Below are 8,146 nucleotides of genomic sequence, written 5' to 3' on the forward strand. Positions count from 1 at the left end.
CGGGCCGGATGCCGCCGGTCGGCGAAATCACCGAAAATACCGACGAAGACTCTCGATCAAACCTTCGCCCGATCGAACTCATCGATTCCCCGCGCTGCCAGCAATCCCATATCCCCGCTCGCTGGCTGGCCGTGTAATAGATCCGACGACGCTGCTTCATCGCGACACTCCATCTTCCTCAAAAGATTAAAGTGTTGCCGCCACCCGTTGAACCCACCGCCGATTTCAACCATTTGACGAGCGCCCGATTTGCCCACGCCGTCTACTCCCCCAATTGCCTGGCTACCAATGGTGCGACCTTGGTGGTGATGCGTTGGACACCTTGCGGATTGGGGTGGATGCCGTCGGGCAGCAGCAGGCTCCGCTGGCCAATCACGCCGTCGAGGAAGAAGGGGTAGAGCGGTACGCCATGCTTCTTCGCCAGGTCCGGGTAGATCGGGTTGAAGGCGGCGGCATAGTCCGGTCCCATATTGGGCGAGGCCATCATGCCAGTCAGCATTGCCGGAATGCCGCGCTTGGCAAGTTCGGTTAGGATGGCGTCGATATTGGTCCGGGTCGCCTGCGGGCTGAGGCCGCGCAGCATGTCGTTGCCGCCCAGGCCCACGAGGACCAGGTCTGGCTTGCGCGGCAGGCCGTCGAGACCGAAAGCGAGGCGGGCGAGGCCGTCGGCGCTGGTGTCGCCTGACACGCCGGCATTGACGACATGGGCCTTGACCCCCTGTTTTGACAGGGCTTGTTCAAGGATGGGTGCAAAGCCCTGATCCTGCTGAAGATTATAGCCGGCATAGAGGCTGTCGCCGAACACGACGACCAGCTTGTCATCAGCGATTGGCTGTGTCGCCTTCGCTGTCATGTTCGCTGCATTATTGTCTGCGGGGGCAAGTGCCTGCTCCTTCGTTGGGGAACAGGCGGCGAGCAGTTGGACAAGCAGCAGCGAGAACCCATATAGCCGGAAACCGTTCGCCAAGGAGCCTTCCTTCTTCATGCATGCGACCATCGATGCCCCCCATATCGCGATCCAGGCGCGCAATGTCACCCTCTCGCTCGGCAACACGCAGATATTGAAGGGCATCGACCTGGATATTCGTCGCGGCGAGAGCCTGGCGATCTTGGGCGCGTCGGGATCGGGCAAGTCATCGCTGATGGCGATCCTGTCGGGGCTGGAGCAGGCGAGCGGCGGCACGGTCAGCGTCGCAGGCGTCAATTATCGCTCGCTCGACGAGGATGGGCTGGCGCGGGCGCGGCGCGGGCGGATCGGCATCATCCTGCAATCCTTCCATCTGTTGCCGACGATGACGGCACTGGAAAATGTCGCCGTGCCGCTGGAACTGGCGGGTCTGGCCGATCCGTTCGAGCGGGCGGCGCGGGAATTGACGGCGGTGGGCTTGAGCCATCGCCTGTCCCATTATCCCGCCCAGCTATCGGGCGGCGAGCAGCAGCGCGTGGCGATCGCGCGGGCCATGGCGCCCGATCCGGCGATATTGTTCGCCGATGAACCCACCGGCAATCTGGACCAGTCGACCGGCATGGCGATCATCGACCTGCTGTTCGCCCGGCAGCAGGCGAGCGGCGCGACCCTGCTGATCATCACCCATGATCCGGCGTTGGCGGCGCGGTGCGACCGAACCGTCGAGATGCGGGACGGCCAACTGAGCGGCGAGGTCGCCGCGTGACGACATTGGGGTGGGGGGCAAGCTGGCGGATCGCGCGGCGCGACCTGCATGCCGGGTTCCGCGGCTTGCGGCTGCTGTTTGTCTGCCTGTTCCTGGGCGTGATGACGCTGGCGGCGATCGGCAGCCTGACCAGCGCGATCACCGGCGAGATTTCCGCGCGGGGACAGATGATTTTGGGCGGCGATGTCGAGATCGCCATGACCCAGCGGGTGATGGACGCGCGCGACCAGCAGGCGATCGCGCGGCTGGGCCGGATGAGCGAGACGGTGCGGCTGCGCGCGATGGTCCACAAGGGCGGTGGGCGCGCGGCGCCGCCGCTGCTGACCGAGTTGAAAGGCGTGGACGATGCCTATCCGCTCTATGGCACGCTGGCGTTGCAGCATGGCCGCTATGCGCCGCTGGCCGCCGACCACATCCTGATCAGCCCGGCCCTGGCGGAGCGGATGGCGATCGGCGTCGGTGACGTGCTACGCTATGGCACGGCCGATTTCACTGTGGCGGCGATCATCGCCGACGAGCCGGACCGGGTGGGCGAGGGCTTTACCCTGGGGCCGGTGGCGATCGTGTCGATGGACGGGCTGGACCGCACCGGGCTGATCCAGCCGGGCAGCCTCTACCGCGCCAAATATCGGCTGCGCCTGCCCGCTGGAGCGGATGCGCAGGCACTGCGCGAGCGGCTGGAGAAGCGCTATGTCGAGCAGGGCTGGGAATTTAAGGACCGCGAGCGGGCAGCGCCGGGCATCAACCGCTTCATCGAGAATATGGGCCAGTTCCTGTCGCTGATCGGCCTGGCTGCACTGGTGATCGCCGGCATCGGGGTCAGCAATGGCGTCGCGTCCTATCTGGCGATCAAGCGCGGCGCGCTGGCCACTTTCAAGGTGCTGGGGGCGACGTCGGCCGATATCCAGCGCATCTATCTGCTCCAGATCGGGGTGGTCGCAGGGCTGGCGATATTGGCCGGGCTGGTGGCGGGGGCGCTGTCGCCGCCCCTGCTGGTCTGGGCGGCGGGCGACATGCTGCCGGTGGCGCCGGGCTTCCATCTCTATCCGCTGCCGCTGGCGACGAGCGCTGCCTATGGCCTGCTGATCGCGCTGATCTTCACCCTGCCGCCGCTGGCCCGTGCGCGGACCGAGCCGGTGGCGGCGATCCTGCGCACCCTGGTCGACGGGCGACGGCGGATCGACCGGCGGACGCTGGCGCTGGTCGGCTGGGCGATCGCGCTGCTGGTCGCGGTCGTGCTGCTGACGGCGCGCACGCCGATGTTCGCCGCGGCCATGCTGGGCGCGATCATAGCGACCCTGTTGCTGCTGCTGGCGATGGGGCAGGGGATAAAGTGGCTGGCGCGGCGCATGCCCCATGCGCGGCGGCCGCTGCTGCGGCTGGCGCTCGCCAACCTCCATCGGCCCGGCGCGCAGACCGCCGCGCTGACCGTGGCACTGGGGCTGGCGCTGACCCTGTTCGTCACGCTGGCTGCGATCCAGACCAGCATCCAGGCGGAGATCGGCCGGACCGTGCCGAAACAGGCGCCCAACCTGTTCATACTCGACATGCCGGCCGGGGCGGAGGCGCAGTTTCGCGCTTTGATGGCCAGGCGCGTGCCGGCGGCGAAGCTGAACGTCGTGCCGATCCTGCGTGGCACGGTGACCGGCTATTCGGGCAAGCGCGTCGCTGACCTGAAGGAAAAGCCGGAAGGGGCGTGGATCCTGCGCGGCGAGCGCGGCGTCACCTATAGCGCGACCCTGCCGGAGGGGAGCGAGATCGTGGAGGGACGCTGGTGGCCGCGCGATTATGTCGGGCCGCCGCTGGTGTCGCTCGATGCCGACCAGGCCAAGGCGCTGGACATCTGGGTCGGCGACCGCATTACCGTGTCGATCCTGGGCCGCGAGATCGAGGCGCGTGTCGCGTCGCTGCGCAAGATCAACTGGGACACGATGGGCTTCAACTATGTGATGGTCTTTTCGCCCAGCACGCTGGCGTCGGCGCCGCACAGCCTGACCGCGACGATCAGCCTGCCCGACAAGCGCCAAGAGCAGGCGGTGACCAGAGCGCTGCTGGCGACCTTCCCTGGCGCGTCGGTGATCGAGGTGGGGCAGGTGATCAGCCAGGTGTCGGGCCTGCTGGATCAGATGTCCGGCGCGATCCTGGCGGCGGCATCGGTGACGGTGCTGGCGGGGGTCGCGGTGCTGATCGGCGCGATCGCGGCCGGGCGGCAGAGCCGCAGCTATGACAGCGTGGTGCTGAAGCTGCTGGGGGCGACGCGCGGCCAGATATTGGGGGCGCAGGCGCTGGAATATGGCGTGCTGGCCGGGCTTCTGGCGCTGGTGGCGCTGCTGCTGGGTGGGGCCGCCGCCTGGTATGTGGTGGTGCAGCTGTTCAGCTTTGGCTGGGCGCCTGACTGGGGCGTGGTGCTGGCGACGCTGGCGGGCGGGGCGGTGCTGACGCTGGGGATTGGCCTCGCCGGATCGATCCCGCTGATGTCGGTGCGGCCGACTCGGGCGCTGCGGCAGCTATAGAGAGGATGCCCCGGCGCTATTGCGGGGGCATCTTCATGTAGAGCGGCAGGGTGAGGCTGAGGAAGAAGGCCTCGCCCTTCAGCCGGTTGGTGGCGTCGAGTTCCTTGAAGGCGCGCAGGCGGAAGGTCGCGGGCGAGCGGCCCATGGTGACATTGAGTGCGGCGGTGCCGCCGACGCCGACCACTTCGCCCCGGAAGGCGCCGAGCAGGGCGCCGCTGCTCTTGTCATCGCTGATCTGCTTGAGCCAATAGCCCTGGGCACCGATGGAGAATTTCTTCGACAGCGCCTTTTCCACCGATCCTTCGAGGTGAAACTCGTTGCCGCTGTCATATTCCGTGTAATCATTCTTGCCGTTGAAGGTGACGCCGGCCTTGCCGGTCAGATCCCAGCCGCTCTCATCATCATGGAGGCTGAGCGCCAGCGAGGTGTCTACCGCCCAGCGATGCAGCGCCAGATTGGCCAACTGGTCCTCGCGATAATGGCCGACCGGGATGTTGACCATGCTACTGGCCTGGATGTGGAGCTTGCCCGCCTTCCAGCCGAGCATGGTGTTGAACACCGGATCGCCGACCACCAGCGCGGAATCATGGACGTTGAGGCTGCGCAGATTGCCGAACGGGCCGGTGACGACGGCATTGGCATCAATCATCGGCGCACCGACCGGCACGGTCACGCCCATGGACAGGGTGCCGCCCAGGATGTTGGTGGAGGGAACGACCAGCGTCGTCAGGAAATCGGCGACGATCGTTGCATCGAGGCCGGCGACGACATTGCCGCCGACGACGAATTCCTTGCTGGCGCTCGCGCTGCCATTGTAGATGTAGATGGTGTCGTCGAAATAGACGCCCTCCAGCGGCGGCATCACGGCGGTCGCGGGGCCGCCGGTGCCGGGAACATAGAGGCTGGCCGCGCCCTCGACGGCCTGGGCCGGGGTGCTGATCGCACCCGCCAGCGGCAGGATAACGCCCAGCAGGCAGGTCTTCACATTGCGCATCATCTGTCCCCATTTTCCCTGAAGGCCATGAAGCCCGGTGCCATCATCCATCGGCGCGGCGGGTGGGGCCATCGGGATAATCCCCGACCCGGTTGGGGGACGCTCGCATCGCAGAAAACCCTGTGATCGATGCTAAGATCAGGAAAATGCACGATAACCATGCTTTCCTCTCGCCAAGCAAAGTGGGACATGGCAGATTTTCCGCTGCCAGGCCCCGCGTGGACCATGACGGAAAGGCCGATATTGGCGGCTTTGCGCGCTGTCGGGGCAATATCGGCCGATGCGGGGGAAAACCCCCATTGTTTCAAGCGGGCGGGCCGCAAAGATAGGCAGGCTCATCATGGGCGCCATCGGGAGTGGACAGGGGTAAGGGATGAGCAAGCCATTGACGCGGATATTGATTGCCGACGATCATCAGGCCTTGCGCCAGGGGGTTCGGACTTTCCTCGAAACCCAGGATCGCTGGCAGATCGTCGCCGAGGCATCGGACGGGCATGACGCGCTGAAGGCGGCGCGCGATACCCAGCCGGACATCGCCATCCTGGATTATTCCCTGCCGCTGATGAACGGGCTGGAACTGACCCGCGCGCTCAAGCAGGAATTCCCGCGGATCGAGATCTTGATCTACACCATGCATGATCGAGAGGATCTGCTGGTCGAGGTGCTGCGCGCGGGCGCGCGTGGCTATGTGCTCAAGTCGGACAGCGGCCAGCATCTTCAGTCGGCGGTCGAGGCGCTGTCGCTGCGCAAGCCCTATTTCTCGGCGGCGATCTCCGAAACATTGCTCGACCATTATGTGAAAAGCAGCGTGGCCGGCAGCAATGTCGCGACGCTGACCCCGCGCGAGCGCGAGATCGTCCAGTTGATCGCGGAAGGGAAGATCAACAAGCAGATTGCCCATCTGCTCGATATCAGCGTGAAGACGGTCGAGACCCATCGCGCGGCGGCGATGCACAAGCTGAAGCTGGGAACGACGGCGGAACTGGTGCGCTATGCGGTGCGCAACAATATCGTTGAACCCTGATCGGTCGCTGATCCGCACGCGGGCCTGATCTCGCCCCGTCGATCAGGCGAGGTCAGTCGGTCTGGCGGCGGCGCGGTATGGTCGCGGTGACGAGCGTGCCGGCGCCGGTCAGGCGGACTTCCAACTGGCCGGCGAGGGCCATGACCCGCTCCCGCATGCCCGACAGGCCGACGCCGACGATGTCCCGGCCCTGGCCGTTGAGGATATGTTCGGGCACGCCCCGGCCATCATCCTCTATCTCCAGCGCGAAGCCAGTCTGGGTCCGCCGCAACCGGACGACCGCATGACTGGCATTGGCATGTTTGTAGACATTGGCCAGTGCTTCCTGCGCGACGCGATAGAAGGCGATCTCCATGTCCGGGTCGCGCTTGATCGGTCCCGAAAGGCAGCGAAATTCGACCTGGAGCCCGGACCGGCGGGCGAAGCCGCGGGTGAAATGGGCGAGGGCCGCCTCGATACCATCCTCCGCCAGTTCGGGCGGATGGAGCAGATAGCTGAGCGTCCGCACCTGGTCCTGGATCGCCTTGAGCGAGATTTCCATGGCCTGATAGGCGTCGTTGGCCTGGGGGCTCATGTCGCTGTTGCGCAGCGTCATGAGGTTAAACTGCATCAGGGCCAGTTGCTGGGCCGTTTCGTCATGCAGTTCGCGGGCGATCCGCTTGCGCTCCTCTTCCTCCGCCTGCAGCATCGAGAGGTGGTAGCGACGGGGATTGGCGGTTTCGCTTTCCGGATCTTCATCGTCGAGATGGCTGAGGATGAACAGATCCTCAGCGCCCGGCAGGCGTTCGCCATGGACGACCATGCGGATGTCCTGCCCGGCGAGCGGGAAGCTGAGGGTCTGGCTGAAGGGCGTGTTGTGCTGACAGAGGGCGGCGACATGTTCGCTTACGCTGCGGGCATCCTGCGGCGGCGCGGCGAAACGCGCCTTGACGGCATAGTAGCTCTGGCCTGCCACGAGATGCAGGTCGAGGCCAACGGCGCGGAGATAGGGCTGGCAGGCGCCATTGATGGCCACGATGCAGGCATCGCGATCCACCACCACGATCTTGACCGGAATGCTGTTGATCAGGCGCTGCAGCTCTGCACGGGATGTTGTATGGGACGGACTCGGCGGAACCAGATAGATCGGCACGGGAACTGTGGCACTGCCACGTTCGTCACCGAAAAACTCCGGATAATAGGGTGCCCCCGCTTGATGTAGTTCGAGCATGACGTCTCCCTCACCAGCTAAAAATGCCCTGTATCATTCGACCGGGGCGAAAGTCCCGGCGCGTAAAGATTATCTGCGCGGCAAATGCCGCGTGAAAATGGACTAACTAACGAGCGACCCTGTTATCGGTAAGTATACCGGTGGTGATTCTATGTAGCAATGGTCAAGCCTGTGTAAAAAGCAGAGTTTTCATGGCCTTTCGACGCTTTCTGCATTGATGGATGTTTGGCCGGTTGCTGCCACGAAACCTATGTGAAATGGGCGTTTAACAGCGTTAATGGACCAAAGTATGACATTGTATACTTTGAAGAAATGTGGGTTTTATGTATAATTTTAGGTCTAAGGAAATATACCTAGCGTGGCGCGCCGAAGTTGGTCGGCGGCCTCCTCGCCGCTCCTGAGTCGCGCATGCCGGATGGATGGTTGAGAGGCCCGATCTGATGACCGGGTATTTACCCGGAGAGGGGGGATCGGCCTGCACGACATTTTCCGGCCGCATTACAGGCCAATGGTGATGACGGCATCGGGTTTACCCCGGCAACATTCTCCGCGCTCCTAGGCAATGACCCCGATGCCCAAGCTCTACGCAAGGGTGCACAAGGGGGCAGGCGGCATGGTCACCGTATCTAGGCCGTAAACTCATAAAAGCCTTGAGGATTGGCGATTGACGTGATTCAGAGGCCTCGAGAGTTGGAGGGCTTGATGGCACGGCGGCGGTACGAACTGACAGAT

6 protein-coding genes are annotated in these 8,146 nt (G+C 64.5%); 3 read left to right on the top strand and 3 right to left on the bottom strand.

All coding sequences use genetic code 11. The annotated features are described in order from the left end of the window. Nucleotides 1-262: 262 nt before the first annotated feature. A complete protein-coding gene (locus tag A0U87_RS24930) occupies nucleotides 263-985 on the bottom strand; it encodes an arylesterase (protein WP_048939620.1) in 723 nt (240 codons plus the stop codon). On the opposite strand from A0U87_RS24930, the gene A0U87_RS24935 reads away from it, so the two are divergent. Continuing rightward, nucleotides 984-1,673 (top strand): ATP-binding cassette domain-containing protein, encoded by a 690-nt coding sequence (locus A0U87_RS24935; RefSeq protein WP_048939621.1) that lies wholly within the window; start codon nucleotides 984-986, stop codon nucleotides 1,671-1,673. The genes A0U87_RS24930 and A0U87_RS24935 overlap by 2 nt on opposite strands. Continuing rightward, on the top strand, nucleotides 1,670-4,186 hold the full coding sequence (locus A0U87_RS24940) for an ABC transporter permease (RefSeq protein ID WP_048939622.1): 2,517 nt from the start codon (nucleotides 1,670-1,672) through the stop codon (nucleotides 4,184-4,186). Before A0U87_RS24935 ends, A0U87_RS24940 begins: the two co-directional genes overlap by 4 nt. A 16-nt stretch (nucleotides 4,187-4,202) precedes the next feature. Here A0U87_RS24940 and A0U87_RS24945 read toward each other — a convergent pair whose 3' ends face one another. Further along, on the bottom strand, nucleotides 4,203-5,252 hold the full coding sequence (locus tag A0U87_RS24945; protein WP_122928082.1) for a transporter: 1,050 nt from the start codon (nucleotides 5,250-5,252) through the stop codon (nucleotides 4,203-4,205). Nucleotides 5,253-5,553: 301 nt separating this feature from the next. Here A0U87_RS24945 and A0U87_RS24950 point away from each other — a divergent pair, with 301 nt between their 5' ends. After that, the gene (locus A0U87_RS24950) at nucleotides 5,554-6,204 is read left to right on the top strand and encodes a response regulator transcription factor (protein ID WP_004207433.1); all 651 of its coding nucleotides are present in this window, start codon (nucleotides 5,554-5,556) and stop codon (nucleotides 6,202-6,204) included. Nucleotides 6,205-6,256: 52 nt separating this feature from the next. Here the strand turns inward: A0U87_RS24950 and A0U87_RS24955 are convergent, their stop codons facing one another. Further along, on the bottom strand, nucleotides 6,257-7,414 hold the full coding sequence (locus A0U87_RS24955) for an ATP-binding protein (protein WP_048939624.1): 1,158 nt from the start codon (nucleotides 7,412-7,414) through the stop codon (nucleotides 6,257-6,259). Nucleotides 7,415-8,146: the final 732 nt, after the last annotated feature.

Origin of the sequence: Sphingobium sp. MP9-4 (assembly GCF_005281675.1) — a bacterium.
Lineage (GTDB): Bacteria > Pseudomonadota > Alphaproteobacteria > Sphingomonadales > Sphingomonadaceae > Sphingobium > Sphingobium yanoikuyae.